The sequence below is a fragment of the Longimicrobium sp. genome (assembly GCF_036388275.1).
Lineage (GTDB): Bacteria > Gemmatimonadota > Gemmatimonadetes > Longimicrobiales > Longimicrobiaceae > Longimicrobium.
The window spans coordinates 15,378-42,203 of the sequence record NZ_DASVSF010000113.1; the positions used below are offsets into that span (position 1 = coordinate 15,378).

23 protein-coding genes are annotated in these 26,826 nt (G+C 71.0%); 7 read left to right on the forward strand and 16 right to left on the reverse strand.

The window, feature by feature from the left end:
• Positions 1-3: 3 nt before the first annotated feature.
• The 7 genes from VF632_RS26435 to VF632_RS26465 are packed head-to-tail and all read right to left on the reverse strand — an operon-like array spanning position 4 to position 6,902.
• The gene (locus VF632_RS26435; RefSeq protein WP_331025958.1) at positions 4-1,416 is read right to left on the reverse strand and encodes a UDP-N-acetylmuramoyl-tripeptide--D-alanyl-D-alanine ligase; all 1,413 of its coding nucleotides are present in this window, start codon (positions 1,414-1,416) and stop codon (positions 4-6) included.
• Entirely contained in the window at positions 1,413-2,927 is a 1,515-nt protein-coding gene (locus tag VF632_RS26440) for a UDP-N-acetylmuramoyl-L-alanyl-D-glutamate--2,6-diaminopimelate ligase (protein WP_331025959.1), read from the reverse strand. Before VF632_RS26440 ends, VF632_RS26435 begins: the two co-directional genes overlap by 4 nt.
• A complete protein-coding gene (locus VF632_RS26445) occupies positions 2,924-4,921 on the reverse strand; it encodes a penicillin-binding transpeptidase domain-containing protein (protein ID WP_331025960.1) in 1,998 nt (665 codons plus the stop codon). Before VF632_RS26445 ends, VF632_RS26440 begins: the two co-directional genes overlap by 4 nt.
• Positions 4,918-5,313 carry a hypothetical protein gene (locus VF632_RS26450; protein WP_331025961.1) on the reverse strand — a complete coding sequence of 132 codons (396 nt, stop codon included), beginning with the start codon at positions 5,311-5,313 and terminating at the stop codon, positions 4,918-4,920. Before VF632_RS26450 ends, VF632_RS26445 begins: the two co-directional genes overlap by 4 nt.
• Positions 5,310-6,251 (reverse strand): 16S rRNA (cytosine(1402)-N(4))-methyltransferase RsmH, encoded by a 942-nt coding sequence (rsmH, locus tag VF632_RS26455; protein WP_331025962.1) that lies wholly within the window; start codon positions 6,249-6,251, stop codon positions 5,310-5,312. The genes VF632_RS26450 and rsmH overlap by 4 nt, the downstream gene beginning before the upstream one ends.
• Positions 6,248-6,448 (reverse strand): hypothetical protein, encoded by a 201-nt coding sequence (locus tag VF632_RS26460; protein ID WP_331025963.1) that lies wholly within the window; start codon positions 6,446-6,448, stop codon positions 6,248-6,250. The genes rsmH and VF632_RS26460 overlap by 4 nt, the downstream gene beginning before the upstream one ends.
• A gap of 22 nt (positions 6,449-6,470) precedes the next feature.
• On the reverse strand, positions 6,471-6,902 hold the full coding sequence (locus VF632_RS26465; protein ID WP_331025964.1) for a division/cell wall cluster transcriptional repressor MraZ: 432 nt from the start codon (positions 6,900-6,902) through the stop codon (positions 6,471-6,473).
• A gap of 194 nt (positions 6,903-7,096) precedes the next feature.
• Between VF632_RS26465 and VF632_RS26470 the strand changes: the two genes are divergently transcribed.
• The gene (locus VF632_RS26470; RefSeq protein WP_331025965.1) at positions 7,097-8,113 is read left to right on the forward strand and encodes a diacylglycerol kinase family protein; all 1,017 of its coding nucleotides are present in this window, start codon (positions 7,097-7,099) and stop codon (positions 8,111-8,113) included.
• Between the two features lie 309 nt (positions 8,114-8,422).
• On the opposite strand, the gene VF632_RS26475 is transcribed toward VF632_RS26470, so the two are convergent.
• Together VF632_RS26475 and VF632_RS26480 are read right to left on the reverse strand one after the other, a co-directional pair.
• Positions 8,423-8,782 (reverse strand): hypothetical protein, encoded by a 360-nt coding sequence (locus VF632_RS26475; RefSeq protein WP_331025966.1) that lies wholly within the window; start codon positions 8,780-8,782, stop codon positions 8,423-8,425.
• A gap of 221 nt (positions 8,783-9,003) precedes the next feature.
• The gene (locus tag VF632_RS26480; protein WP_331025967.1) at positions 9,004-9,930 is read right to left on the reverse strand and encodes a S1/P1 nuclease; all 927 of its coding nucleotides are present in this window, start codon (positions 9,928-9,930) and stop codon (positions 9,004-9,006) included.
• A gap of 315 nt (positions 9,931-10,245) precedes the next feature.
• On the opposite strand from VF632_RS26480, the gene VF632_RS26485 reads away from it, so the two are divergent.
• Both VF632_RS26485 and VF632_RS26490 read left to right on the forward strand, forming a co-directional pair.
• A complete protein-coding gene (locus VF632_RS26485; RefSeq protein ID WP_331025968.1) occupies positions 10,246-10,683 on the forward strand; it encodes a hypothetical protein in 438 nt (145 codons plus the stop codon).
• A gap of 206 nt (positions 10,684-10,889) precedes the next feature.
• On the forward strand, positions 10,890-11,723 hold the full coding sequence (locus tag VF632_RS26490; RefSeq protein WP_331025969.1) for an EAL domain-containing protein: 834 nt from the start codon (positions 10,890-10,892) through the stop codon (positions 11,721-11,723).
• Positions 11,724-11,813: 90 nt separating this feature from the next.
• On the opposite strand, the gene VF632_RS26495 is transcribed toward VF632_RS26490, so the two are convergent.
• From VF632_RS26495 to VF632_RS26510, 4 genes are all read right to left on the reverse strand, one after another.
• The gene (locus VF632_RS26495) at positions 11,814-13,016 is read right to left on the reverse strand and encodes an amidohydrolase family protein (RefSeq protein ID WP_331025970.1); all 1,203 of its coding nucleotides are present in this window, start codon (positions 13,014-13,016) and stop codon (positions 11,814-11,816) included.
• A complete protein-coding gene (locus tag VF632_RS26500) occupies positions 13,016-14,317 on the reverse strand; it encodes an amidohydrolase family protein (protein ID WP_331025971.1) in 1,302 nt (433 codons plus the stop codon). Before VF632_RS26500 ends, VF632_RS26495 begins: the two co-directional genes overlap by 1 nt.
• A gap of 1,003 nt (positions 14,318-15,320) precedes the next feature.
• Positions 15,321-16,964 (reverse strand): M56 family metallopeptidase, encoded by a 1,644-nt coding sequence (locus VF632_RS26505; RefSeq protein WP_331026265.1) that lies wholly within the window; start codon positions 16,962-16,964, stop codon positions 15,321-15,323.
• A complete protein-coding gene (locus VF632_RS26510; RefSeq protein ID WP_331025972.1) occupies positions 16,964-17,338 on the reverse strand; it encodes a BlaI/MecI/CopY family transcriptional regulator in 375 nt (124 codons plus the stop codon). Before VF632_RS26510 ends, VF632_RS26505 begins: the two co-directional genes overlap by 1 nt.
• A 164-nt stretch (positions 17,339-17,502) precedes the next feature.
• On the opposite strand from VF632_RS26510, the gene VF632_RS26515 reads away from it, so the two are divergent.
• Both VF632_RS26515 and VF632_RS26520 read left to right on the forward strand, forming a co-directional pair.
• A complete protein-coding gene (locus tag VF632_RS26515) occupies positions 17,503-18,090 on the forward strand; it encodes a superoxide dismutase family protein (RefSeq protein ID WP_331025973.1) in 588 nt (195 codons plus the stop codon).
• A complete protein-coding gene (locus tag VF632_RS26520; protein WP_331025974.1) occupies positions 18,087-18,620 on the forward strand; it encodes a superoxide dismutase family protein in 534 nt (177 codons plus the stop codon). The genes VF632_RS26515 and VF632_RS26520 overlap by 4 nt, the downstream gene beginning before the upstream one ends.
• A 181-nt stretch (positions 18,621-18,801) precedes the next feature.
• Here the strand turns inward: VF632_RS26520 and rho are convergent, their stop codons facing one another.
• Positions 18,802-19,980 (reverse strand): transcription termination factor Rho, encoded by a 1,179-nt coding sequence (gene rho / locus VF632_RS26525; protein ID WP_331025975.1) that lies wholly within the window; start codon positions 19,978-19,980, stop codon positions 18,802-18,804.
• A gap of 337 nt (positions 19,981-20,317) precedes the next feature.
• Here rho and mrdA point away from each other — a divergent pair, with 337 nt between their 5' ends.
• Positions 20,318-22,165: a penicillin-binding protein 2 gene (gene mrdA, locus VF632_RS26530; RefSeq protein ID WP_331025976.1), complete on the forward strand. Its 1,848-nt coding sequence runs from the start codon at positions 20,318-20,320 to the stop codon at positions 22,163-22,165.
• A 146-nt stretch (positions 22,166-22,311) separates the two neighbouring features.
• On the opposite strand, the gene VF632_RS26535 is transcribed toward mrdA, so the two are convergent.
• Positions 22,312-24,003 carry an ABC transporter substrate-binding protein gene (locus VF632_RS26535; RefSeq protein ID WP_331025977.1) on the reverse strand — a complete coding sequence of 564 codons (1,692 nt, stop codon included), beginning with the start codon at positions 24,001-24,003 and terminating at the stop codon, positions 22,312-22,314.
• A gap of 88 nt (positions 24,004-24,091) precedes the next feature.
• Complete coding sequence (locus VF632_RS26540) at positions 24,092-25,342, reverse strand: GNAT family N-acetyltransferase (RefSeq protein ID WP_331025978.1); 1,251 nt, start codon at positions 25,340-25,342, stop codon at positions 24,092-24,094.
• A gap of 170 nt (positions 25,343-25,512) precedes the next feature.
• Between VF632_RS26540 and VF632_RS26545 the strand changes: the two genes are divergently transcribed.
• Positions 25,513-26,796, forward strand: a complete 1,284-nt coding sequence (locus VF632_RS26545) for a DUF1343 domain-containing protein (RefSeq protein WP_331025979.1) — start codon at positions 25,513-25,515, stop codon at positions 26,794-26,796.
• Positions 26,797-26,826: the final 30 nt, after the last annotated feature.

A 26,826-nucleotide genomic window follows, 5' to 3' on the forward strand; every position in this document is an offset into this window, starting at 1 on the left:
CGGTCAGCCCTCCGTCGCGGCGGTATGCTGCGCGAAATCGCGCTCCATCAGCGGAATCCAGCGTTCCAGCGCCACCCCGCGCGAGCCCTTGAGCAGGATGGTCTCGCCCCCGGTCAATCCCGGCCGCAGCACCTCGTACGCCTCCAGGGGATCTTCGGCCGCCACCAGCCGCTCGCCAAGCTCCGAGTGGTTCTCCTCGAACGCACGGACGAAATCCCCGGTCGCCACCACGCGGTCGATGCCGTGGCCGATGAGACCCGCGGCATGGAGCGCCAGTTCGCGGTGCAGGCGGTCGCCATGGTCGCCCAGTTCGCGCATGGTGCCCATCACGGCCACCTTTTCACCCTGCGCGGGAACGGACGCCAGCAGGTCCAGCGCGGCCCGCATGCTGGGCGGGTTGGCGTTGTAGCAGTCGGCGATCACGTTCAGGGAGCCGACGCGCACCCACTCGTTCCGCATCTTGGTCGCCTTCATCGCCGCCAGCCCCGCGGCGGCATCGGCGATGGGCACGCCCCACTCCTCGGCGACAGCCAGGGCGAGCAGCGCGTTGCGGACGTTGTGCATCCCGGGGATGGGAATGTGCACGGGCACGCCGCGGAAGCTCCATTCCGTGCTCCCGTCCGGCCGCACCTTCACGCTCTCCATCCCGCCGTCCGGCCCGAAGTTCGCCTCCGCGCCGGAGCCGCACACCCGCACACGAGACGAATCGACCCGCTCGCGCGTCCCCTGCGGAAGCTCCGCGGGATCTTCGGCGACGATGGCGATGCCGTCCGCGCGCAGCCCGTCGAAGATCGCCAGCTCCTCCTGCAGCACGCCCTCCACGGAACCCAGCCCCTCCAGGTGCTCCTCGCCGATGGCCGTGATGATGGCGGCGTCGGGCTCCACGATGCGGGAGAGAAGGGTAATCTCCCCGGGCTCGTTGGTCCCCGTCTCCACGATGACGGCTTGGGCGTCGTCCGGCGTCGCCAGGAGCGTCAGCGGCACGCCTACCTGGTTGTTCAGGTTGGCATCCGTCGCGTGAACGCGCAGGCGCGGCGAGAGCGCGGCCCGCAGCAGCTCCTTCGTCGTGGTCTTTCCGTTGCTCCCCGCGACGGCCACTACGCGGCCAGCCAGCGCGCGGCGGCGGTGCCGGCCCAAGGCGCCAAGGGCGTGCAGCGTGTTCGGCACCATAAAGTACGGGATGGGCGGCGAGCCGTCCGGCACCCGGCTGACGACCGCGGCAACGGCGCCTCCCGCGACGGCCTGGTCCAGGTAGTCGTGTGCGTCGTAATTGGCCCCGGACAGGGCGACGAACAGCGACCCGGGGACGATCTTTCTCGTGTCGGTCGATACTCCGGCGAAGTCCATCTCCTCGGCGGGAGCGTTCAGCTCCAGCGCGCGGGCGACTTCGGCGGCGGTCCAGCGGAACCCGCTCAAACGGCACCTCCAGCGGCGGTCTTCAGGTCCGCGAGAACCTCGCGCACGACAGTGCGCTCGTCGAACGGACGCTTTTCGGTACCGACGATCTGGTACGTCTCGTGGCCCTTGCCGGCCAGGAGAACCAGGTCGTCGGTGCGCCCTTCGGTGAGTGCGGTGCGGATGGCCTCGCGGCGGTCGGAAATCCGCCGCCGGGGTGCACTTCCCATGCCGCTCTCGACGTCGTCGATGATGCGCTCAGGGTCCTCCGTCCGCGGGTTGTCGGAGGTGACGATCACCAGGTCCGCGTTCTCCGCCGCGGCCTTTCCCATCAGCGGGCGCTTGGCGGAATCACGGTCTCCCCCCGCGCCGAACACCACGATCAGCCGGCCCGAAACGAGGGGGCGCACGGCCTGCAGCGCCCGCTCCAGCGCATCCGGCGTGTGGGCGTAATCCAGCAGCACCGTAGCGCACTCCGGCGGCCCCGCCGTGCGCTCCAGCCGCCCCGGCACCTGCGGGAGCGTACCGAGCCGCTCCGCGATCCGCGCCGCGCTCCATCCCAGCGACCAGAGCACCGCCGCCGCCGCCACCGCGTTCGACACGTTGAAGGTGCCGAAGATGGGCAGCGCCACTTCCGCGCCGCCGTCCGGTGTCCGCAGCGTGAACTCCATCCCACCGGGTCCCACGCGAACCGCCTCCGCCCGTACGTCCGCCGGATGGTCCACGCCGAAGGTGATCGTCCGCCCGACCGTCGCCTTCACGCGCGCCCAGGCGGGGTCGTCCGCGTTGACGATGGCGGCGCCCGTGGGCTTCACCAGCTCCAGGAGGCGCAGCTTGGCCACGCGGTACGCCTCCATGGTTTCGTGGTAGTCGAGATGGTCCTGCGTGAGGTTGGTGAACACGGCCGCATCGAACCTCACGGCGGCGAGACGGCCCTGGTCCAGCGCGTGGGACGAAACCTCCATCGCCACGCGCGAGACGCCCTCGTCCGCGAAGCGGCGCATCCAGCGCGCGGCCTCCACCGGCCCCGGCGTGGTCAGCCCCTCCGTCCCCGGGATCACCGTCCCATCGGACCCGATCGCCCCCAGCGTGCCGACGTAGCCGCTGGGCCCGTCGGCCGCCAGCAGGTGCCGCAGCATCGCCGCGCTCGTCGTCTTCCCGTTCGTCCCCGTGACGCCCACCAGCGTCATCGCGTCCCACGGGTCGCCGAAGAACTCCGCCGCGGCGTACGCCGTCGCCAGGCGGCCGTTGTTGACATGGATGCGGGGAAGGGGCGCGAACTCGTTCATCCGCTCCACCGTCGCTCCCGCCGCGCCGGATTCGGCCACAGCGGGGAGAAAGCGATGGCTGTCGCTCGCGGTGCCGTGGACGGCGCAGAACAGCGACCGCGGGCCGACCGCACGAGAATCGGCGGTGACGTCGGTGACGATGCCCGCCGCGGCTTCCGCAGACAAACGGCGGGCGCCCGCGAGCAGGTTCTCGCGGGCGAGGCGCGCCTCGATGGCTCCCAGGGTGCTCGTGCGGCCGCTCATCGGCTGTCGCCCACGATGACCAGCGTGTCTCCCCGTGCGACGGGCTGCCCCGCCTCGGGCCGGGTGCTGGCGACGAATCCGCCGCCTCTAACTCTGACGCGGACGCCCAGTGCGTGGAGCCGCCGGGCAGCGTCGCGCAGGGGGAGGCCGGACAGGTCGGGCATGGCGACGGGAGCCGCAGGCCGCTCGTCCACCGCCCTGCCCACGTTGTCGGTCGAAACGAAGACGTAGACGCCCTCGGAGCCGGAAGGCGGCGGATCGGCGCGCCGCGTCCCGGCCGCGCGCACCGGTGACTGTGCGGGAAGGCGCGTCGCGAGGAGGCTGCGGCGGTCCAGCCCCGGCGAGCGCGCGGCCAGGATGGCCTGCAGCGTTTCGCGGGTGACCGGGGCCGCGGTCAGGCCGCCGTAGTACTCGCCCTGCGGCCGGTCCAGCCGCACCAGGATGGTCAGCTGCGGATCGCGCGCGGGAAAGAAGCCGACGAAGGTGGAGTTGTACTGGCCCGCCTCGTAGCGGCCGTTCGCACCCGTGCGCCGCGCCGTTCCCGTCTTTCCCGCCACCTCGAAGGTGGAGAGCGACGCCCGCGTCGCGGTGCCGTCGGCGACCACGGTAACGAGGACGTCGCGGATCTGTCCCGCCACGGCGCGGGGAATCACCCGGCGCACCTCGCGGGGGTCGCGGCGCTCCAGCGTCTTGCCGTCGCGCCCGCGCACTTCGCGGACGAGGCGTGGCTCCATCAGCACGCCGCCGTTGGCCAGCGCGCCGTAGGCCAGGGCCAGCTGCAGCGGCGTGACGGAGAGCTCGTAGCCCGTGGCCAGCGAGGCCCCCGTGGGCTTGGACCAGCGGTCCGGCCGCGGGAGGCGGCCGGACGACTCCGCCGGGTACTCCACCCCGGTGGGCGTGCCGAACCCGAAGTCGCGCAGCATGCCGAACTGCTGCCCGGGGCTCAGCCGCGGGACGAACTTCACCATGCCGATGTTGCTGGACACGCGCAGCGCGTCGCGCAGCGTCAGCCAGTCGTAGGCGTGCACATCGGTGTGCACGCGGCCATCGGGATCCGTCCACCGGCCGCCTTCGCCGTGCACGCTCTCGCCCAGCGTGGCTTTGCCCGTCGCCAGCAGCGTGCTGACGAACAGGGGCTTGGCCACGGAGCCCGGCTCGTACGGCTCGATGAACGCGCCCACGCCCAGCGAGCCGCCCTGCCGCCGGGAGACCGCGGCCAGGACCTCGCCGGTGCGCGGGTCCATCAGCAGCAGGTCGCCGCCGGCCGCGCCGGTGCTGTCGATGGCCGCGCCCAGCGCCGCGTCGGCGATCTCCTGCAGGTCGAAGTCGATGGACAGGTACACGTCGTTGCCGTCCGTCGCCTGCACGACCGGCAGGGCGACGGAGGCCTCCTTGCGGCCCTTGCCGTCGCGCCGCATCACCGAGTAGCCGTCGCGCCCGGCCAGCATTCGGTCCAGCGCCTGCTCCATTCCGCCCAGCGGCCGCCCGTCGCCGCTGATGCCGCCCAGCACCTCGCGCCCCACGGTGCCCTGGGGGTAGAAGCGCTCCAGCCGCCGCTCCCAGTGAAAGCCGCGGAGATCGCCGATCTCCCGCCGCTGCTCTGCCGTGAACCGCCCGGGAAGCACCACCCACTTGCGATCCTTGCTCGTCGCCCGGCGTGCGGCGGAGCGCGTCAGCTTCAGCACCTGTGCGAGCTGCCGGACGGCGGCGTCGCGGTCCGCCAGCTCGCTGGGGGCGAGCGACAGGCGGAAGGTTTCGCGGGTGAGGGCCAGGGGAACGCCGTCGCGGTCGAAGATGGCGCCGCGGCGGGCGGGCAGGGGCACGCGCGCCTGCTGCTGCTCGGCCGCCTCGGCGCGCCACTTGTCGCCCTCGAACCCCTGCAGCTGCACCGAGCGGCCCACGATCAGCACCGCCGCGATGGCGATGGACACGATCAGCAGGCGGCGGCGGCCGCGCAGGCGCTCTTCGCTGTCCCAGGCCCCGGCGCGGCTCACTGGCCCTGCTCCATGGACGCGGCGGGGATGGGAAGCAGCACGACCTCGTCGTCGCGCGCCACGTGAAGCCCCAGCCGGCGCTCGGCGATCTTCGTGATGCGGGCGCGCGTCTGCAGTTCCTGGATGCGGTTGGTCCACTCCACCCGCTCGGCTTCGGCGAGGGAGATGTCGTTCTGCAGCTTGGCAAGCTCGCGCTGGCGGGCGACGCCCTCCGTCTGCCGCCAGACCACGGACGCGAGGCAACCCGCCACGGCGCAGACGAGCACGGCGCGCCCCAGAAAGGCGCGTCGGCGGGCGCGGCGCTCCGCCCGGTCGCCCTGCGGCGCCTCCCAGCGGGCGGCGCGCTCGGCCTGGCGGGCGCGCGCCGGGCGCGGCATGGCGTCGGTGCTCACGCCGCCCTCCACCCGCGCAGGCGGGCGCTGCGGGCGCGAGGGTTGGCCAGGGTTTCCTGCTCCGTGGCAGACATGGGCTTTCGGGTGATCGTCGTTCCCAGCGGCGTTCCGCGGCACTGGCACTGGACGAAGCCCGGCGGGCAGACGCAGTCCAGGCTCCAGTCGCGAAAGGCGTTCTTCACCAGGCGGTCTTCCAGCGAGTGGTAGGCGAGCACCGCGAACACGCCCCCCGGCGCCAGCGCCTTCCGGAAGCTTTCCAGCGCCCGCTCCAGCGCCTGGATCTCGCCGTTCACGGCAATCCGCAGCGCCTGGAAGATCCTGGCCTTGTCCGCCGCCTCGGCGCGCGGCCCCAGCGTGCGGCGGACGGCGTCGAGCAGGTGGTCGCTGGTGGCGAACGGCTCGCGCTCCCGCATCTCCAAAACGATGCGCGCCAGCTTCCGCGAGCGCTTCTCTTCGCCGTAGCGATAGAAGATGTTCGCCAGCTCGGCCTCGTCCATCTCGTTCAGCAGGTCGGCCGCGCTGGGCTCCGCGGCGGTCGCCTGCGCCATCCGCATGTCCAGCGGCGCGCCGGGACGAAAGGTGAAGCCGCGCTCGTCGACGTCGATCTGGTGCGACGAAATCCCCAGGTCCAGCAGCACGCCATCCAGCGATGCATCCTCGATCCCGGCGGCGGCGACGGCATCCGCGAAGTTCGATCGGACGGGACGAAAGCGATCACCGAAGCGGGCCAGCCGCTCCCCCGCCTCGCGCAGCGCATCCGGATCGCGGTCCGTGCCGATCAGCCGCGCCTCCGGACCCCGCTCCAGCAGCGCCTCGGCGTGGCCGCCGCCGCCCAGCGTTCCGTCCAGGTACAGCCCGCCCCGCTCCGGCATGAGGAGATCCATCACCTCGCGCACCATGACGGGCGCGTGGTAGCCGGAGGCATAGGGCAGCGTCACGCCGCGGCGGGCCGCACGGCGTTGGCGCGGGTGACCAGCGCACGGCAGCCGCGGCAGGTGAACCACTCGGTGCCCAGGAATGCGCCCAGGCCGTCCATGGGCTCGAACGGCCCGAAGTGGCGGTCCAGGCCGCAGGGCACCCCCGAGCCGGCCAGCGGCGAGTGCATCGAAACGGGCGGGCGGGGCTGAACGATCATGTCACCGACGGGGTGAGGGGGATCAGCCGAAGATCTGGTGCGTGAAGCGCTCGGCCTCGGCCACGGGCTCGGCCGTGGCGGCCTGGAAGCGCTCCGGGTTCCACAACTCGATGCGGTCGATGGCGCCCACGATCAGCGTGGGCCCCGCGATGCCGACGGATTCCTGCAGCCGCGCGGGGACCATGATGCGACCCTGCTTGTCGGGCACCACTTCCACGGCGTTGGCGGTCACCTTCAGCACGTAGGCGCGGGCCTGGGGGTTCAGCCGCAGCATCTCGCGAAGGCGAGCCTCCACTTCGGCCCAGGTACGCTGGGGATACAGGGTGAGGGCGTCGGGAAACGCGTGCACCAGGACCATCGGCTCGTCCCCCCCCTCCCGTCGGAACGGGGCGGGAAGGCTGAGCCGGCCCTTGTCGTCGATCTGGTGCTGATAGCTCCCGAGAAAGCCGTTCACCGGGCTCCGCTGATAAGGCCTGCCACGCTGCCCCACAATCCCCCACAACATCCCACTCTGGCCCACAAGCTAATGGCGTTCCTCCGCAGGTCAAGGAGAACATCTCCCGAACCGGAGGCGGTGGCTGGCGAAGTTCTTGCTCCCCCGCCCTCCCGGCCCGGTAATCCCTCATCCTTTTGATCACGAGCCGAATCGTGCAGATCGCCCTGATCATCAACCCGTCCTCGCCCGACGCCGTCCAGGCGCTGCGCCAGGGGGTGCAGCGCCTGCGCGACGAGGGGCACGTGGTGCATCCGCGCGTGACCTTCGAGCAGGGCGACGCGCACCGGTTCGCGTGGAAGTCGGCGGAGTACGGGGCGGACCTGGTGGTGGCGTGCGGCGGCGACGGCACCATCAACGAGGTGGTGAACGGCTTGTACGAGTGGATCGCCGACCGCGAGGACACGACGCCCGACGCGGCGCTTCCGAACCTGGGGATCGTGCCGCTGGGGACGGGCAACGACCTGGCGGGGGGAATGGGCATTGCCCCGGGCAACCCCGAGGGCGCGCTGATGGACGCCGCGAGCGGCGAGGAGTACACGGTGGACGTGGCGCGTGTGAACGGGCGCTACTTCCTGAACGTGTCCACTGGCGGCATGGGCGCCGAGGCGACCGACGACGCGTCGAAGGAGCTGAAGCGGCTGCTGGGGCCCATCGCGTACCTGGTGACCGGCGTCAAGAAGTTCGTGCAGCTCAAGGATACGACCGCGCGGTTCGTATCCGGCGACGAGGTGGTGTACGAGGGCGGGTTTCTGCTGTTCGCGGTGGGGAACGCGTGGAGAACGGGGGGCGGCAACTGGGTGACGGCCGCGGCGGATCCTTCGGACTGCCTGCTGGACGTGTGCATCGTTCAGGGGATGAATCACCTGGACCTGGTGCGCCTGGCGCCGCTGGTGCGCGCGGGCAAGCACGTGAGCCACGACAAGGTCACCTACCGGAAGGTGACGTCGCTGGTGGTGGAATCGCCCGAGGAAATGACGGTGAACGCCGACGGCGAGCCGCTGACGGGCCGCCGCTTCGAGTACGCCATCGGCCGCCACCGGCTGACGCTGATGGTTCCGCGGGCGCCGGACCATGGCGAGGCCCCGGGCGCGGACCCGGCCGTGGTCGCCGAAGCCAACGAAGCGGCGGCGGAAGCCGAGGCCGAGGCGGAGTCCGCGAAGAACGGATGATCCAAGACATCGTGCGTCACCCCGTCGCGTGAGCGAGTGAACCCGCCGCTCACGCACGCCGCTGCCGATTGTCATCCCGACGGAGCGGCCACGCTCCACCTCGCCTTACCCCCAAAGCCCGCAGCGACCGAGGGATCCGCCACACACTCGCCGAAGCGCACCGTGCTCGCCCCCACTCTGAAGCCCGTACCCATCTGTGACGAACTGCGTCTCACACGGAGAGCACGGAGTACACGGAGGAACGGTGGAGGGCTCGTGCCCCTCCTCTGTGCCCTCCGTGCCCTCCGTGTGAGGCCTTCCTTTGTTCTTTTACCGACCGCCCCGTCGCGACCGGCAGGCGACGCGGGCGGCGGTGCGGGCGTACGTCCGTGGCGGTCGCGCGGTGCCGTGGAACACCGCGCATTCCTCGTCGGCGCCCACCGCCACGACGGAGAAGCCCCGCGCTCCCTCCGCAATGACGCGTACGTCCACGCTCCGCGTCCGCTCGATCCCCAGTTCCCGCAGCGACGCCGTGTACCTGCCATGGGCCGCTCGATAGGCGGCTTCCGCCGTCGCGACCTGCTGCACGACCTGACGAACATCGGCTGCTGGACGACTGCGTTGCGCTTCCGCGGGAGTGGCGGGCAGGGCGAGGATGAGCAGGGCGATTGGGATGGCCATTCTGTGCATCGGCGGCTCCGGAGCTATGGGCGAGAATCGGCCCAAAGCGTACATCGTGAACAGCCGATCGGCAAGAAAAAAAATGGGAGCGATCCGAAAGGGGAATCAGGTGAGCATCAATGCCCATCCGTTGCCCTATCGGATCGCTCCAGTTACGTAGCGCCGCAGTGTTCCTTCTCGCGCCCGGACCTGCGAAAGCGGCTCCGGGCGCCCGTTTCAGGAGCGGTGGATCAGGAACCCAGCGTGCCGTTCAGGTAGTTGGCCAGGCGATAGCCCGCGATGGCGATGCGAGGCTCTGCCTTCTGCCAGGCGAACGGGCGGTAGCGCGCCGGCGGACGCTGGTTGCGCTGCAGCCACGACGGATAGGCGGTTTTGGCGATCTGGAACCCCTCGCGCGACCACGCCTCGTACTGGCCCGGGAGCAGGCGGCTCCGCAGGGGCCCGATCGGGTGCCGGCCGGTGATCCGCTCGGTGACGCTCGACACGTATTCCGCCTCGGTGCGGTCGGTGGGCCGCCACGGCAGGGCGATGCCCACCAATCCGTCCCAGTACGCGTGGAGGTTGCTGTACGGATACGGCCCCGCCAGCCGGAACGAGTTGGCGCCGCGGTCGCCCTCCGGGTCCTGGGCGGTGATGCGCGCGTTGTTGTGCATCGGCTGGTGTCCGTCGCCGATCAGGTGAAGCGCCCAGGCCAGGTCCACCGCCTTGGACGAGTCCGGCACGGCCGCGCTCCCCAGCGTTCCCGAAATCCGCTGCACCTGGTCGATCAGTAGCCCCGCCCGGGGGATGTCGGGCCGGTCGCGCGGCTGGCCGTTGGGGCCCACTTCCCAGAAGAGGTTGACGTAGTGCCAGTCGGAATGCGCGTAGACGAAGCCCGGATGGTCGCGGTCGCGGATCAGGTCGGGCCACACGGCGGCCCAGGTGAACCACTCTCGGTCGCGCTCGGCCTCGGTGCCCATCGTCGGCCGCAGCGCGGCGATTCCAGACCGCGGCGGGGCGGCGCGCAGGATCTGGATGGCCCGGGCGCGCGCGGCGGGCGTCATGTTCTCCCACGCGATCTGCGCCACCACGCGGTGCCCCAGCTCGTCCCACGCGTGCGCGGGCGTCGAGAACAGGGCGCTGATCGCCAGTGCAAGGGCCAGGATTCGTGCTTTCATCTTCACGTCTTCAGATGAGGTGACCACGGGAACCACGGTCGCGAAGTGCACCAACGTAACCGCGGCGGCCAAGCGGGGCGAGACACTGCAATCCGCGGGCAATCGGCATCGTCTGCTCCTGGACCGTCACACGGCGACGCTGACGGTCCCGCCCGCCGAGAGGACCGAGGCCCTGCCTGGCAACGTGCCGGGCGGGGCCTCCGTCATCTCCGGGCTGCCATACCGGGCGCCGTTGCTTCCCGTTAGATTTATGGATTCGGCGCGGCCTGGGCCGCCGCCCATGATGATGGCTTCTCGTACAGGATCGTTTGCGGAATGGCTCACAGGGAATTCATCGATGCGGCAGGCAGCCGCTGGCAGGTGTGGGACACGCGGCCGCGCTCCAAGGCCGAGGTGCGTGCCCGGTACGCCGGCGGCTGGCTCAGCTTCGAGTCCGACGGCGAGCGCCGACGCCTTCACCCCATTCCCGATCGCTGGGAAGAGGTGGACGACGACACGCTCCGCACGTGGCTCATGTCCGGCGAGTTCGTCGGCGCCGCCTTGGGAACGGCCGTGCTCGAACCGAGCGCCGCCCCCGCGCCCCGGCGCGCCGCACCGGCTGAGCGTCCCAAGCCGGCGGAGGCCGCCAACGAATCGACGCGTGCGGGGGCACTGTGGCAGGCCACCCAGGCAGCACTGCGCCGCGCGCGCGAGGTGATGCACCTCGTAGACGTTACGACCGGGTCCAAGAAGCGATACGACACCGAGCCGTGATCGGCCGGCCGGAATCGCGGAGCGCAGCAGACGAGGAGGGGCACCCGAAGGCCGGGTGCCCCTCCGCTTTCGTCCGATAAATCGCCTGCGCCTCCTACACGGTCAGGTAGCAGATAAGCGGATGTGACGTTGCAGTCCCCACAGGCGTCCTTTCTGCATCTACAGCAATCCACGGTCGGCGCCAGGACAGCCGCGGGGGATCCCCGATGCAAGCGAGGGACGAGATGACCCTGGACCACGTGATCGAGACTCGGGCCGTACGCACCAGCTTCCAGTCGATCTTCCGCCTGGACGACGGCGCCGTCCTCGGCTGCGAGGCGTTGAGCCGGGGCGTGGAAGGCGAGTTCGCCCTCGCGGACCGATTGTTCGGCGAAGCGCGCCGGCAGGGGCGAACGTCGTCGCTGGAGCGCCTGTGCTGCGCGGTCGCGATCAACCGCTCGTCGGCCGTGTGTGGCGAATCGCGTGGAAAGCTGTTCCTGAACCTGTGCGTGGACGAAATCTGCCGCCGCGAGAACGTCGACTTCATCGAGGTCGCCGCGGCCGGCGCGGGAATGCGTCCATCGTCCATCGTGGTGGAGATCACCGAGGGGCACGGGGTGAGCGATTGGGGCCGGCTGCGCGCGGGCATTCGGGCCTGGCGCGCCGCCGGGTTCGCCCTGGCGATCGACGACGTGGGCTCCGGCCACTCGGACCTGCGGATCGTGGCGGAGGTGGAGCCCGAGTACCTGAAGATCGACCGCTCGCTGGTGCAGGACGTGGACAGCAGGCGAGGCGTGCGGGCGGCGGTTTCGGCGCTGGTGGTGATGGGAAGCGCCCTGTCCAGCGTCGTCATCGCCGAGGGAATCGAGACCCGCGAGGAGTTCGCGACGCTGCGAAGCCTGGGTGTAGAGGCGGGACAGGGCTACTTCCTCGCCCGCCCGGCACTACAGCCCAACCTGCTCTCCGCCGCCGCGGCCGCCGAACTGGCCCCCGCGTCGATCACGACCGAGCCGGTTCCGCTCACGGTCGAACCCTGCCGGGCAACGTCCACGTACGCCTGAAAAGCAGGCATCACGCGGAGGCGCAGAGACGCAGGAAGAGAACCCGCTGTTCTCTCTCCGCGGCTCTGCGCCTCTGCGTGAGACCCGATGTTACCGGCAGGTCTCGCTGACCACCTGTCCCTCGATGACGACGGCGCAGACGTGGGACGTGTACTCGAACGGGTCGCCGTCGAACACGGCCACGTCGCCATCCTTGCCGCGCTCCAGCGAACCCACGCGGTCGCCGAGCCCAATGACGCGCGCCGCGTCGATGGTGATGGTCCGCAGGGCATCCTCGAACGCCATGCCGTTCGCCGCCGCGATGGCCGCCTCGAACAGCACCACGCGCGTCTTGGGCACGTAGCCCTCGTACCCGCTCTGCAGCGCCACGGTGATCCCCGCCTCGCGCAGGCGGCGCGCCGTCTCCAGCGTGGCGCTCTGCGTTTCTCCCGTCAGCCGCACCATGGACGGATGGATGATCACGGGAACGCCGGCCCGCCGGATCTCGTCGATCACCATGTACGACTCGGCCGCGCCGTCCAGCACCAGGTCCAAGCCGAACTCCTCCTTCAGCCGCAGCGCCGCCAGGATTTCCGATACGCGGTTGGCGGTGACCAGCGCCGGCATCTCGCGGTTCAGCACGCGCCCCAGCATCTCGTGCCCCAGGTCGCGCGGCTGCGCATCGCCCGCGCGCTGCTTGCGGGCGTACTCCTGCGCCCGGATCAGCTCGGTCCGCACCAGCGCCATCCCGCGCGCCCGCGTGCCGGCGTTGCGGAAGTTCTGGCCCACGGACGGTCCCAGGGTGAACGCCACCATCGTCGCCGTGTCGACCAGTGCGTCGCCCACGTCGTCGCCGCGCGTCTTGACGATCATGGTCTGCCCGCTGATCAGCGCGCCTGGCCCATGCCCCGTGTGCACCGTCGTCACGCCGAAGCCGCGCAGCCACGACACCAGCTCGTCGCGGGCGTTGTAGGCGTCGATGGCGCGAAGCTCGGGCTGCAGCGCCTCCGTGCGGTCCAGCTGGTCCTGGTCGTGCGCCTGCCCCAGCGCGCCGGCGAGGCCGATGACGGAGTGCGCATCCACCAGCCCGGGCGTCACCACGCGGCCGGTGAGCACGCGATAGCCCGCCGGCACCTGCACCTCGGAGGCGGGGCCCACGCGCTCGATCTTTCCGTTCGCGCCGATCAGCACCACGCCGTCGCGGATGGCGGCGCCGGCCATGGTGTACACCGTCTCGCCCCGCACCGCCACCTGGGCGTGCACCGGAAGCGCGATCGCCGCCGATGCGGCCGCGAGAATCGTCAGCCTGCGCATCAGTGGCCCTCCTCGCCTTCGTGGGCGTGCGCGGCGCCGTCGCCGAACACGCCGAAGCCGCCCACGGCGTACATGCGGTCGTTCGCATCCCCGAAATCGAACACCTTGCTCCCCTCCACCCACGTCTGCTCCACGCGGGTGTAGACGGAGAAGGGATCGCCGGAAAGGACCACGAAATCGGCATCCTTGCCGCGCTCCAGCGTGCCCACGCGGTCCTGCAGCCCCAGCATCCGGGCCCCGGCGATGGTCATGGCCTCCAGCGCCCGCTCGCGCGACATCCCCGCGCGCACGCCCAGCCCCGCCTGGCGCAGGAACCAGCGGCTGTCGGTGATGCCATCGTCCGTGTGAAAGGCCACCGGCGCGCCCGCGCGCTCCAGCGCCACGCCGTTCTCGTAGCGGGTGTCGATGGCCTCCAGCTTACCACCCGGCGCATCGACGACGATGATGGACGAGGCCGCGCCCGAACGCGCGATGTCGTCGGCCACCTTCCACGCCTCGCTGACGTGGTGGAGCACGATGCGGAACCCGAACTCCTGGGCCAGCCGCAGCGCGGTGAGGATGTCGTCGGCGCGGTGGGTGTGAAAGTGCACCGTGCGGCGCCCGTCGAGCACCTCCACGAGCCCCTCCATCTCCAGGTCGCGCGGCGTCACCTTGTCGAGCCCGCCGGCACGGCGCGCCTTGTCGCGGTACTCCTGCGCGCGGACGAACCGTTCGCGCATCATGGACGCGGCGCGCGCGCGCGTGCCGGGATGCGGCGGCTCGCCGCGCGGGTTGGTGCCGTTGGCCATCTTCATCCCGCCGCAGATGTCGCGCAGCACGTCGCGGCAGTACGCCAGGTCGTAGATGTCGTTGCCGTCGCGCAGCTTCAGGTACACGGTCTGGCCGCTCATCAGCAGGCCCGAGCCGGGCATCACGTTGACGGTGGTGATGCCGCCCGCCTGCGCCTTCTGGATGCCGTCGTCGCGCGCGTCGATGGCGTCCAGGATCCGCACGGACGGATGCATGGGCGACGACCGGTCGCCGCCGTCACCCCCGCCGATGTGCGAGTGCGTGTCCACCAGCCCGGGCATGATGGTCTTGCCGGTGGCGTCATGGACTACGGCGCCCGCGGGGATGGGCGTGTCGGCGCCGCCGATGGCGGTGATCTTTCCGCCCTGCACCACCAGCACGCCGTTCTGGATCGGCTGGCCGGCGATGGGAAGGAGGGTGGCGCCGCGAAACGCGTGTGGCTGCTCCTGGGCGCTCAGCGCGCCGGCGGCGGCCACCACGCCCACGAGCGCCGCGGACAGGGTACGTCGCATGGGTTGCGTCTCTCCTGTGGATGAAAAGGCGCGGGGCGGCGGCGTGCGGCCTCGCGCGGGAGCTGCGATGGGAAGGATGAATACAATATAGGGCGCGCCATCCGCCGCGGCACCCTCGACTCCGCTGGGGCCGAACCGCTGTCATCCAGAGGCCCAGACGCGCGACACCTGCTCGCAGCACAACCGTCGCGGGCCGAAGGATCTTATCGCGGAAACGTACCAGCCCGGGCGCGGCAGCGGTCACTGTAGCCGAGGCCTCGGCTGCCGTGGGGCCCTCACCCGGCCGCGCTGACACGCGTGCGACCCTCTCCCACAAACAGCGTGGGAGAGGGGATACACACCAGTGCGGACGCGCATCCAAGCCCTTGGTGCACGGGCCGGCGCCCCCCATCCCCAGCCCTTCCCCCGCAAACTGCGCGGGGGAAGGGAGCCAGTCGAGTGCGCGAGGCCAGCCGAAGCGCAGTTCAGGTCTCCCCCTCCCCTGCGAAGCGGGGACCGGGGGCCGGGGGGAGGGGGCTCCCGCAGCATGCGCCGCAGCCAGTCGAACCCCGTAGGAAGTGCACCTCTCTCCCGCGCTGTTTGCGGGGGAGAGGCCGGGAGAGGGGGCTCCCGAGGCATGCGCCGCAGCCAATCGAACCCCGATCGAAGTCTCCCCTCTCCCGGCGCTGTTTGCCGGGGGAGGGGCCGGGGGAGGGGCCACCGCGGGCATGCGCCACCGCAAATCGAGACGCGTCCGTGGATGTGGTGACCGCTGCCGCGCCCAGGTTGAGAAGTGTCCTCCGCTAGATCCTTCGGCCCGCGAGGCCTGATCCGCGGGCGAGTTTGCGCGCTTGGGCCTCAGGAGGACAGATCGCACTTCCGTGATCTACGGAGCCACTTGCACGCACCTGCAAGAAGCGTAAAGAGGCGCGCGGAGCATCATTTCCCCCCTCGCGCCTCCATCATCTTCACCGCCGGCAATCCGCCGATTCTCGTTAGCCCCGCTGAATGCCCGCTACGGCGCTCAGTTGGTTGCGCCCGCCGCGCCGGGTGAAGGGGCCGGCCCCTTTACCCGAAGCAGGATCATCTGGATAGGCACCGGCCCCAGGTCGGTGCCGCCGATCCGCGATACACTCATCGAGTTCTGCATCTGGTCGCGGTGCAATCCCGACCGTTCGAGGAGCGCCCGCACCGCGTCGGTCTCCCACGGGTTCTGGGGTACGGCGGGAGCGGCGGAGCGGGAGTGGGCGATCACCTGCCCCTGGGGCGAAAGGATGAACACGAAGTAGCCCTCCTGGCCGGGGCCGTGCTCGAGCACGCCGGGATAGTAGCGTTCCAGCGCGTCGTGCGCCGAAAGGTGCGCGGGGTCCGCTGCACGGGCCGGCTGAACGCCGCCTTCGGTGTCGCCCTCGCGCAGCGTGACCTCCGAGCCGAACCAGAAAGTCATGGTGACGGACGCGGGTACGGCTTCACCGTTCACCGTCGCGGGGCGAAACCGAGCCCGGGCCAGTACCTGGCGCGCGGGCGCGGCGTAGCGCGGATCGGAGCTGCCGGTGACCACCGTCTCGCTCACCCCGCCCATCGCCGTGACATGGATTTCCACCGAAACTGAACCCGAGTCGCCGCGGGCCTGGGCGGGCCGAAGCACCAGGTTGTTGAACGCGCGCTGCACTTCATACGAGTTCGTCATCCTGGCCGGCACCGTGTCGCCCCGTACCGGAGCGGCGGCCGCATTCAGCGCCCGGACCACGGGACCTGCGGGGAGGGGAACGGCGGCCGTGGCCCCCAGGGCTGCGACGAACAGCAGGGCGCCCGTGAGAGCCGTTCGGAACCGACGGGGGGGATTGGTCTTCGTGATCATTCGGATTCTCCTCTCCAGAAAGCTTCTCGGTTCCGACATCGCCGCACTAGGCAGGCGAATTCCCGCCCCGCGGCGCCCCACCTCCAGCAGCAGCTCGCCGTACGTCCGAACGTCCGCCCGCCGCGCCAGGACGCGCGCATCGCAATCCACCTCCATCGCCAGGCGCAGCCGCCGCAGCTGCCACCACGCGGCCGGGCTCCACGGCACCAAGGCGACGCAGACCAGCGCGAGGGCCAGCATCCGGGGATCGCCCGCGACCAGGTGCTCGGTCTCGTGCTGCAGGATCATGCGGCGGACGGACGGGTTGGCGTCCCGCACCACCCACTCGGGAAGCACGATCCTGCCGCGGATCCATCCGACCACGGCGGGCCCGGTGTCGGCGGAGACCAGGACGCGCACGCCATCGACCTTCCGCTCCCGCCATGACCGCCGCCGCCACTGCAGCGCGCCCCAGGCGGCGAGCCAGGCCAGCGCGACCCCGATCGACAGTCCCGCCCAGCCCACAATGAGAGGCCGGTCCAGCGCGTGGAGATCGATCCGTGGGCGTGCGGCGGCCACCGGAGCCGCGGGCGCGATGGACGCCGTGCCGCTGGCCAGTGGAGCCGCCCCGGCGAGCGTGGAAGCGGCCGGCTCGGCGGCGCGCGGAACCCAGCGGACAGCGGCGGGGATGCCGATGGAAAGCGCCAGCGCGGCAGCCCACACCCACCGGGCCGGCCGGCGAAAGGCCCGCAGGGCGGCCTCCATCGCCAGGGCGGCGGCGGAGAGCAGTGCGCCGATCGCCAGGCAGTACGCCATCCAGTGCACCATCACGGCGCCTCCTTTTCCAGGCGTTCGTCCAGCATCTGCTTCATCCGCCGCAGCTCGCCATCCGACAGGTCGCGGTCCGACACCAGCTGGGTCAGCAGCAGCTCGGGCGAGTTCTTGAACAGCTTGCGCAGCATGCGCTTGAGCGCGCTGGTGCCGGCATCCTGACGTTCCACCAGCGGGTGGTAGCGGTGCGCCTTGCCCTCTTCCGTGTGGCCCACGTGCCCCTTCTCCTCCAGCGTGCGCAGGACGGTGAGCACCGTAGTGTAGGCAAGGTCGTCGTGAAGGCGCTCGCGGACCTCGGCGACGGTGGCGCCGCCGGTGTCCCACAGCACTCCCATCACGTCCAGCTCACGCTCTGTAAAGCTGATTTCCACGCCAGCCACTCCTTTCTACTAAAGTCGTAGTAGATGATAAAGGCAGCGCCACATCGTGTCAACTAGTTTTTTAGTAGATCGCGGGACGCACGATCCTTGCTTCCCGGCGCGGCGGCGTCGGAGGGCGCGGAACGAGGATTTCAACTGGCCGATGGGGGACGAGGATGACGAGGAACGGATACGTGCTGGCCGCCGCGGCGGTCATGCTGGGGGCGTGCGGGCCGGCGGCGCAGGAGGCGGGGCCGGCCGCGGTTCCGCGCACCTTCACGGCACCGCTCTACGATACGCGCGGCACGCAGGTGGGCACGGTGGCGCTGACGGAGCGGGGCGATTCCACGCACGTGATGGTGCACGCCACGGGCGTGGCGGCGGGGACGCACGGGACGCACCTTCACGCGGTGGGCCGATGCGACGAACCGGACTTCACCACGGCGGGGCCGCACCTGAACCCCACCAACAACCAGCACGGGACGCGCAACCCGCGAGGCCCGCACTTGGGCGACCTTCCGAACCTTACCGTGGGCTCCAACCGCGAGGGTCACATGGAGGCGGTGGTCGCCGCGGCATGGCGGCCCGGGACGCTGCCCCTGTTCGACGCGGACGGCACCGCGCTGGTGGTGCACGCCGCCGCGGACGACCAGCGGACCGACCCCAGCGGCAACTCCGGCGCGCGCATCGCCTGCGCCGTGGTGGCGGCCCCGGCCGCGCAGGCCAGTGCCGGCGTGGCGGGCTCGCACGGGGAGGCGCGGTGAGAACGCCATTCGCCCTGTTCGCCCTCGCGCTCCTGGCCGGCTGCGCCGGGATGGGCGGGGGCGGGATGGCGGCGGACGTGCACACCATCACCGTGCGCGGCGCCGACGGCGCGACGGTGGGCACGGCGCTGCTGCGGCCGGGGACGGACGGAGTGCAGGTCACGCTGAGCGTCAACGGGCTGCCGCCGGGAACGCATGGCGTGCACCTTCACCAGGCGGGGCGGTGCGACCTGCCGGACTTCACCAGCGCGGGCGGGCACCTGAACCCGGCGGGAAAGCAGCACGGGCTGCAGAACCCACAGGGGCCGCACGCGGGCGACCTGCCCAACCTGGTGGTGGACGCCAACCGGCGGGGCTCGCTCACCGGCACCGCGCGCGGAACCACGCTGGAAGGGGGCGCGGCCAACTCGCTGCGCAAGCCGGGCGGCACCGCGCTGGTGATCCACGCCAGCGCCGACGACCAGGTCACCGACCCTAGCGGCAACTCGGGCGCGCGGATCGCCTGCGGCGTGATCCCGGCGGACGACTGAAGAAAGAAGGCCTCACACGGAGGACACGGAGGGCACAGAGGAAGTAGGAAGTGCCCTCCGCAGTTCCTCCGTGTACTCCGTGCCCTCCGTGTGAGACAGCGGTAAAAGCGGAGAAGGCGAAAAGACAGGAGGGCGGCGACCCGTTCAGGATCGCCGCCCTCTTCTGTTGATCGACCGTGCGTCAGCGCAGGCGGCCGAGGAGCTCGTCGTTGCTGCGCGTGTCGTTCATCTGCTTGGTCAGCAGGTTGATCGCGTCTTCGGGGTTCAGCGAGTGAAGCGCGCGCCGAAGCTGGAAGATCTTGTCCAGGTGCTCGGGCGGAAACAGCATCTCCTCCCGGCGGGTGGCGCTCTTCTCGATGTCGATGGCCGGGTAGATGCGCTTGTCGGCCAGCGTGCGGTCGAGCACGATTTCGCTGTTGCCCGTGCCCTTGAACTCCTCGAAGATCACCTCGTCGCCACGGCTGCCCGTGTCGATCAGCGCCGTGGCGATGATGGTAAGGCTGCCGGTGCCGCCCCGCACCTTGCGCGCGCTGCCGAAGAAGCGCTTGGGCTTTTCCAGCGCGCCGCTGTCGATGCCGCCCGAAAGCATGCGGCCCGTGCCGCGCTCGCTGGTGTTGTAGGCGCGCGCCAGGCGGGTCAGCGAGTCGAGCACGATCACCACGTCGCGGCCGCTTTCCACCAGGCGCCGCGCGTGCTCCAGCACCATCTCGGCCACCGCCACGTGCCGCTCGGCCGGGCAATCGAACGAGCTCGCGATCACCTCGCCGATGCCCAGCATCTGCATTTCGGTGACTTCTTCCGGCCGCTCGTCCACCAGCAGCACCATCAGCGCCGCGTCGGGATAGTTGGTGTGCACGCCGCGCATGATGGCCTGCAGCACCGTGGTCTTGCCTGCCTTGGCGGGGGCCACGATCAGCGCGCGCTGCCCTTTGCCCAGCGGCGAGATCAGGTCGATGATGCGGTTGGTGTAGTCGCGGCGGCCGCGGCCGGCGGGCGCCTCTTCCACGATCTCCAGCTTCAGCCGCTCGTCGGGGTACGACGCCGGCAGGCTGCCGAAATCCACCCGGCCGCGGGCCAGGGCGGGATCCAGCCCGTTGACCGTGACCACCTCGTCCAGGGGCGAGCTCTTGCCGCGCCCGGGCGGGGTGCCCGTGGTGCCCTGCACCCGGTCGCCGGTGCGCAGCCCCAGGCGCCGGATGACGGACTGCGAAACGAAGACGTCCCCGTCGGCGGCCTGGTAGCCGTGCACGGCGGTGCGCAGGAAGCCGCTGCCGCTGGGAAGCACTTCGAGGATGCCGTCCGCGGGCTGGGACGCGGCGGCGGGACGCGCCGCGGCGGTCGGCTGGGTGGAGAGGCTCATGCGGTGGTTCTGGTTTGCTTTTTTGCTGACACGCAGGGCCCGCCGGCGGGATCGCCGGATGGAAAGGAAGCTGCCCTCACGTGTCGGGTTGGGTTCCGCGCGGACGAAAGGCCGTCATGGTGCGGGCCTGGAGGCCGCGGCGGATGCGCGAATCTGGCGCGGGTAATGTAAGCGCATAAGATACCGCCCGCGCGCCGCCGCGCAAGGGACGCACTGCGCGCCGTTGCCCGGCGACGATCAGACACCCCGGGGAGCCGAGGGTTCCGACTGGCGCGAACGCGTTAGTCGATATAAGTTTACACCGTCCCCTCACAGTGGTTTCTGCCGGTTCTCCCGGATGTCACGCTTCCAGGAATTCTCCGTCCGCCCCGCGGACCCGTTTCACCCCCATTCCCGCCGCCAGCGCGCGCTGACCGGCATCCTTTTCTGCGTCTTCGCGCTGGGGCTGCTGGGGTCGGCGTTCTTCCGCACGCAGATCCTGCGGAACAACGAGTTCCTGCTTCGCGCCGACGACAACCGCTTCGACGTCGTTCCCATCGCCGCGCCCCGTGGCACCGTCTTCGACCGCAACGGAAAGATCGTCGCCGAAACGGTGACGGGCTACGCGCTCCTGGTGGAGCCGGGCCCGGCCGATTCGGTGCGCGCCCGCGTGTCGGCCGTGGCCGGGCTCCTTCGCCTGGACACCGCCACCATCGAGGGCGCCGTGCGCGCCTCGGCCACCAGCCGGGGAAAGCCGGTGATGGTGTCGCGGCTGCTCACCTTCGAGCAGGTGTCCAAGCTCGAGGAGCGCAACGGGCGCATCCAGGGCCTGGTGCTTCAGCCCTACCCCGTGCGCCGCTACCCGGCGGGCCCGGCGGTGGCGCACGTGGTGGGCTACGTGCTGGAGATCAACGACCGCGAGCTGCAGAGCAAGGAGTTCCAGGGCTATCGCCAGGGCCAGCACATCGGCAAGACGGGGATCGAGCGGCAGTACGAGGCGGACCTGGGCGGCACCATGGGCGCGCAGTACGTGGAGGTGGACGCGCGCGGACGGGTGCTGGGCCGCTTTGCCCCCACCGTGTCGGACCCGCCCGAGCCGGGGAAGGACCTGAAGCTCACCCTGGACCTGGATCTTCAGCGCTACGCCCACCAGATCTTTCCGGAGGGAATGCGGGGCGCCGTGGTGGCCATGGTGCCGTCCACGGGCGAGATCCTGGCCATGTACTCGGCGCCCGCGTACGACCCCAACCTGTTCGTGGGCGGCGTGTCGGGTACGGACTGGGCGCTGCTGAACGAGGACCCCGCGCGCCCCATGCTGAACCGCGCCCTGGCGGGCACCTATCCCCCGGCCAGCACCTGGAAGCTGGCGACGGCAATCGCCGCGCTGGAGCGCGGAGTCATGAAGCCGGCGGACGTGATGCCCATCCCCTGCGTGGGCGGCATGGCGTACGCCGGGCGCTACTCGCGCTGCATGAAGCGCGAGGGGCACGGCCCGCAGGACCTTACGCGGGCCATCGCCAACTCGTGCAACGTGTACTTCTACCAGCTGGGAATCCGCCTGGGGCTGGAGAACCTGACGAGCGCCGGGACGCGGCTGGGCTTCAGCCGGGCCACGGGCGTGGACCTTCCGGGCGAGCGCGTGGGCACCTTTCCCAGCGGGCGCGACTGGTACGTCCGCCGCTTCGGCTGGCGCCCGCCCCCCAGCGAGGTCATGAACCTCGCCATCGGGCAGGGCCCCAACTCGCAGACGCCGCTGCGCATGGCGCAGTTCTACTCTGCCCTTGCCGGCGGGGGCGTCGCACGGCGGCCGCACATGCTGATGGGCAGCGACGCGCCGGTGGAAACGGACCTGGGCGTCAGCGGAGAAACGCTGGGCTCGCTGTGGCAGGGGCTGGCCGCCGTGATCGAGGCGGGCGGCACCGCGCACGCGGTGGAACTGCGGCGCTTCAAGCTGTACGGCAAGACGGGCACGTCGCAGAACTCGGCCGACCCCACCAAGGACCACGCCTGGTTCACGGGCTTCGCCGGCCCGCGCGGCGGCAAGGCCGAGGTGGTGATCGCCGTGATCGTGGAGTTCGGCGACAGCGGCTCGGGCGCCGCGGCCCCCCTCGCGGCGCAGATCGCCGAGTACTACCTGAACAAGAAGCACGGCTTCCGGAACCCGGAGCTGGTGCCGGAGTCCATCGCGGCCAGGGTCTCCCGGTAATCTCGGCCACGACCGTTAAATTAAAGACGCGGCCCTCCTCCACCGATGTGGAGGAGGGCCGCTTTCTGTCGATCAGGCGATCACAGCCGAAGCGCGCCCCCTCTCTCCCGCGCAGTTTGCGGGGGACGGGCCGGGAGAGGGGGGTCTTACCCCCGCGCGCGGTCGCGCGGCAGGCGGCGGTTGGCCGGAATGTGCCAGTAGATCACGTCTTCCCACCACTCGGGGCCGCGGAACTTCACGTTGCCGAACCGCTCGTTGGCCGCGTAGAACTCCGGGTCCAAAAAGATGGGCGCGTACGCCGCGTCGTCGATCAGCTGCTGCTCGAGCCGCTGCCACAGCCCCTGCGCCTGCGCCTTGTCGTTCTGCGCCAGGATGCTGTCGATCAGCGCGTCCGTCCGGGGATTGCTGTACCCCGCGAAGTTGGCGCCCTTGGGCGGAATGGACCGCGAGTGGAACACCATCTCGGCGTTGGGGCCCATCACCCCCGGCCCCCATCCCCAGCCCCAGAACGAGCCGGTGAAGTTGCGCCCGCGCAGCCGCTCCACCCAGGTGGTGCGCTCGTACTGCCGCGGGGCCAGGTCTACCCCGATCTGCTTCAGCTGCGCCTGCATGGCGATCAGCATGTCGCCGCGGATGGGGTCGGAGCTGCTGAACTCCACCTCCACGCGCAGCGGCTGGCCGTTCTTTTCGACGATGCCGTCCCGATTGGTGTCTACCCACCCCGCCTGGGCCAGCAGCTGCCTGGCGCCGTTGACGTCATACGGAATGGGCCGGGCGCTGCCGCCGGGGCTCAGCTTGGGCGGAATGACGGACATCGCGGGCGAGCCCTTCTCGCCGAACAGCCCCGAGACCAGCCCCTGCCGGTTGACGCCCATCAGGATGGCGCGGCGCACGGCGGGGTCGTTCACCGGCGGCCGGTTGACGTTCCAGGTGATCCACGCCGGCCGAACCTGCGCGGCGGTGTGAAGCTGCAGGCCGCGGGCGTTCTGCAGCTCCTTGTACTGGTGCGCCGGGATCTTCGCCAGGTCGGCGTTGCCGTTCATCAGCTCCGTCAGCCGGGCCGTGGGCTCGGGAACGTTGCGGACGACGATGCGATCCAGCGCGGGCCGGCCCTCCGGGGCATCCTCGTTGGCCACCACCGTCACCTGCTGCCCCTTTTGCCAGGTGCCGAAGCGGAACAGCCCGTTGCCCACCGGGTTGCTGCTGAACGGCGCGTGGCGCAGCGCCTCGGGCGCCACGGACTCCAGCAGGTGCCGGGGAACGGGCACCACCTCCAGCAGCGCGTTCAGGGTGGACGGTCCCGTGCGGTTGAGCTTCACCTCCACCGTCATGCTGTCCGTGGCCCGCACGGTCTCCACGCCCGCCACGTCGGCCGTGCGGGGCGATGCGGTCTTGGGGTCCTTCTGCCGCTCGATGGTGAAGACCACGTCGGTCGCCGTCACCGGCCGGCCGTCGTGCCACTTGAGGCCGGGCCGCACCTTCAGCAGCACGGTGGCGCTGTCGGGCTGCTCCCACCCCTGCAGCAGGTCGGGCGTGTAGCTGACCAGCGTGCTGTCGCGCCGGCCCAGTGCGCGGAACATCAGGTGCACCAGCTGATACGCGGTGTTGCTGTCGTAGGTCAGCGGGTTCAGGTCGTCGGGGTCGCCCTCGGCCAGCACGATCAGGCTGCCCCCCGGGGCGTGGCCCGTGAACGTCTTGAAGTTGCCCGCCGGGGCGTCGTCATCCGCCGGCCCCTGCGCCTTCTGGTCTCCACCACCGCCGCCGCACGCCGCCATGGCGAACGCCAGCATCACCGTCGTCAACGCGGCCGTCCGCCGCCCCCACGTCTGTCCCCGCATCTCGCCTCCCCCATTGCTCGCGTGACCCCCGGCCCGTGCCGAAACCGGTTGCTTCTTAGAATCCCTCTTCCCTAACCCGCCGCCCTCGTCAGAACCGGTCGAACATCCACGGCTTGGGCACGGCCAGGGCCTGGTCCAGCCGCTGGATGACCGCCGGCCGGTCGATGGTGGCCAGGCCGCCGGCCACCGCCTGCCACGGGGCGATCGCGCCGATGAAGATGCGCGACAGCGTATCCACCGGCAGCCGCATGGTGGCGTCTACGTGCCCTCCCGTGTACGGTTCCACCTCCATGCGGCGCCCGTCCAGGTGCACCCGCCACGGCCCCCGATTTTCCGGGATCTGCTCGTCCTGCACCTCCAGCACCAGCGTCATGTCGCAGTTCCCCGCCAGCTGCCGCAGGGCCAGCGCGGCGGGAACGTCCAGCACCCGGAACATCGGCCCGCGCAGCAGGGTGGCGCTGGGGAACCAGAGGCCCCAGCTGGGCGCGGAGAGAAGGGGCAGCCGCGGCTCGCTCAGCCGGTCGCCGAAGCCCTCTTCCGGGTGGGCGCGGTACACCACCTCGCGCCACTGGTCGCCCAGGCTGGACAGCCAGGCGTAGATGCCGCGCTGCGCCGGCAGCGACAGCCACACCCGCTCCTCGAGCTCGATGAAGCGGCGGTCGATGGGCAGGTCCGCCCGGTAGCGCACGATGGCGTAGCCCTCGGCCTCGCCGCTCTCGCCCCAGTACAGCACGGCCGCCAGGTCGTCGCGCTTCCAGCTCTGCCGCCAGTTGCGCTCCGTGCGGTCCAGCTGGCCCGTCTGCAGGCGCTGCGCGGCTTCGCGGTAGATGGCGCGCATGGCAGCCTCGTCGTCCTCGCCGTCCACCATCCGCACTCGCATGCGCTCCTGCTTGTCGTCGGGGAGCAGCGACGGCGGCACCTGGTACTGGTGCGCCTCGCCCGCCAGGCCGTAGCCCAGGCCCTCGTAGAACGAGGCGCGGAACGGGTACAGCACCGATCCCACGTCGCCGCGCTCGCGGGCGTGCTCGAACCCGGCGATCAGCAGGCGCGTGGCCAGGCCCCGCTTGCGGTGCGTGGGGGCGATGGCCACCGAGCCCAGCCCCATCACCGGCATCGAAACGCCGCCGATCCACTGGCGCATCCACAGGAGTTGGCAGGCGCCCACCAGGCGGCCGCGCTCCTCGGCCGCCCACAGCGCCTCGATCCCGCCGTGCGGGCCGTTCAGAAGGAAGTCTTCCCACCATTCGTGGCCCCGGTCCGGCGCGGGAAAGCTGTGCGCCTCCAGCCGGGCCACGTCGTCGATCTCATCCGGGCGCGCCGGGCGGAACGTTTCGCTCACCCCTGTCCTCCCCCAACCGTCATCGATCCCCCGTCACGTTCTGCCGATGGCCCGCCTTTCGCAGCGTCGGGGCGGCCTGCCGACGCGCGGGAACATGCTCCCGCGCCGATGCGTGTACCGTGCCATCCGCCGCCGGTGGTGGACGGCCCTCTTTCGCGAACGGGATCCGAATGCCACACGCCCTTTCACTTTCCCGCATCCCGGCGCTGCTCGTGGCGCTGGGCGTTTCCCTGGCCGGCTGCCAGGCCGCGGCCGCCGGCGGGCGGACCGGCGGCGGCCCCGAGCCCCGCGCCCAGGTTGTGCCCGGGCTGGAGGTGCTGGTGCGCGACTCCATGCACCTGCTGGCCGGAAAGCGGGTGGGGCTGATCACCAACCAGAGCGCCGTCACGCGCGGGGGCGAGCACGCCGCCGACTTCCTGCGGCGCAGCGGGGTGAACCTGGTGGCGCTGTTCGGCCCCGAGCACGGCATCCGCGGCGACCTGGAAGCCGGCGAAACGGTGACCGCCGGCCGCGACGCCCGCACCGGCGTTCCCGTCTTTTCCCTGTACGACCGCACGCAGCGCCCCACCGCCGAGGAGCTGCAGGGGGTAGAGGTGCTGGTGTTCGACATCCAGGACATCGGCGCGCGGCCGTACACCTTCGTCTGGACGATGGCGATGGCCATGGAAGAGGCGGCCAGGCACCGCATCCCCTTCGTGGTGCTGGACCGCCCCAACCCCATCACCGACGTCTCCGAGGGGCCGGTGATGCACATGGACGTGAAGACCGTCACGCAGGTGATCACCGGCTACTATCCCACGCCGCTGCGCCACGGGATGACGGTGGGCGAGGTGGCGCGCTACTACAACGGCGACGCCAACCTGGGGGTGGACCTCCACGTGGTCCCGGCGGAGGGGTGGCGACCCGACGCGTTCTTCGACCAGACGGGGCTTCCCTTCGTGCGGCCGAGCCCCAACATCCGCTCGGTGACGGCGGAGCTCATCTATTCCGGGCTGGTGCTGGCGGAGGCGACCAACGTGCACGCGGGGCGCGGGACGGACGAGCCCTTCCACTACTTCGGCGCGCCGTGGCTGGACGCGAACCGGCTGCTGCAGGCGGTGGCGCACTACGATCTGCCGGGCGTCCGCCTGGTCCCGACGGAAATCCGCCCCACGAAGGACCCTGCCGTCTACACCACCTATCGCGACACGGCGTTCACCTCGCTGCGCATCCAGGTGACGGACCGCCGCGCCTTTCAGCCCGTCTTCACCACGCTGGTGCTGCTGACGGAAGCCAAGCGGCAGAACCCGGAGCGCTTCCGCATCATGAACACGGGGTTCACGCAGATGATCGGCAGCACCTGGGCGCGCGCGGCCTTCGACCGCGGCGAAGACCCGCGGCTGATCCAGGCCCGCTGGCGAGAGGAGCTGCAGGCGTGGGAGCAGAAGCGGGCGCGGTACAGGCTGTATCGCTGACCGCGGTGGAAGCAGAGGCGGGGGGGACGG